The organism is Thermogutta sp. (genome assembly GCF_039793925.1).
Taxonomy (GTDB): Bacteria; Planctomycetota; Planctomycetia; order Pirellulales; family Thermoguttaceae; genus Thermogutta.
Genome location: NZ_JBAMME010000170.1, coordinates 1 through 1,099 on the forward strand (window position 1 = coordinate 1; position 1,099 = coordinate 1,099).

At 61.3% G+C, this 1,099-nt stretch carries 2 protein-coding genes; both read left to right on the top strand.

All coding sequences use genetic code 11. From position 1 onward, the window contains the following. On the top strand, positions 1–619 hold a 619-nt coding region (locus ABJK56_RS06600), incomplete at its 5' end, for a polyprenyl synthetase family protein (protein ID WP_347243872.1). An 85-nt stretch (positions 620–704) separates the two neighbouring features. Next, positions 705–1,099: 1-deoxy-D-xylulose-5-phosphate synthase N-terminal domain-containing protein (locus ABJK56_RS06605; RefSeq protein ID WP_347243873.1), on the top strand; the 395-nt coding region annotated here is incomplete at its 3' end.

A 1,099-nucleotide genomic window follows, 5' to 3' on the forward strand; every position in this document is an offset into this window, starting at 1 on the left:
TTTCCGCCGAGGCCGCCCGACGAATCATCGGGTCTACGGGGAAGCGGTGGCCATTCTGGCCGGGGATCTCCTGTTGACGGAAGCCTTCGGGCTGTTGGCGGCTTCTCACGGCAAAGGCGGCAGCGCCGTCCCCGCAGAACGCAGGCTCCAGGCCGTGGCCATCCTGGCGCGGGCCTCGGGAGCTCAGGGCATGATCGGCGGACAGGTCATCGATTTGGAATGCGAATCGCGCGATGTGGATTTGGCCACCGTGGAATACATGCACATCCGGAAGACGGGCGCCCTCATTTGTGCGTCTCTGGAAATGGGCTCCGTCCTGGCGGGCGCTCCCCCCGACACCGTGGAAGCCCTCGCGCGCTACGGCAGGCATCTCGGGCTGGCCTTTCAGATCACCGACGATTTGCTTGATGTGGAAGGAGACCCCCGCCTCATGGGCAAATCGGCCGGATCCGATGCGGCCAAGAACAAGAAAACCTATCCGGCCCTTTTGGGCATGGCGCGCACGAAAGAAATCGCGCGAGACCACGTGGAACGGGCCGTGGAAACGCTGGAAAAGTTTGATGCCAAAGCCGATCCCCTGAGAGCCATCGCCCGGTATCTTCTGGTCCGCAGGGCATGAAACCGCCTCCTCGCCTTTTCGAAAAAAGGGGCCGGCACTGGCCGGAAGGTTTCGGCATGGTGTTTCAAGAAACGGCAAGGAAAGGGTGAACGAAACGAACGTGGAACGCAAGACGGACCAAGAACGCCAATCCCTCGGCGCAGTCAGCTGCCTGCTGCAGACCATCGACTCCCCAAAGGATCTCAAGCGCCTTTCGGTCAAGGAACTGGAAAATCTGGCCAAAGAGATCCGCCGGGTGATCATTGAAACCACGGCGTGCACCGGAGGGCATTTGGCTCCAAACCTGGGTGTGGTGGAACTCACGTTGGCCCTTCACTACGTCTTCGACGCCCCCAACGACCGTATCGTCTGGGATGTGGGCCATCAGTGCTACACGCACAAACTCATCACGGGGCGGCGAGACCGCTTCCATACGCTGCGCCAGTGGCAGGGGATCAGCGGATTTCCCAAGCGGGACGAAAGCCGTTACGACGCTTTCGG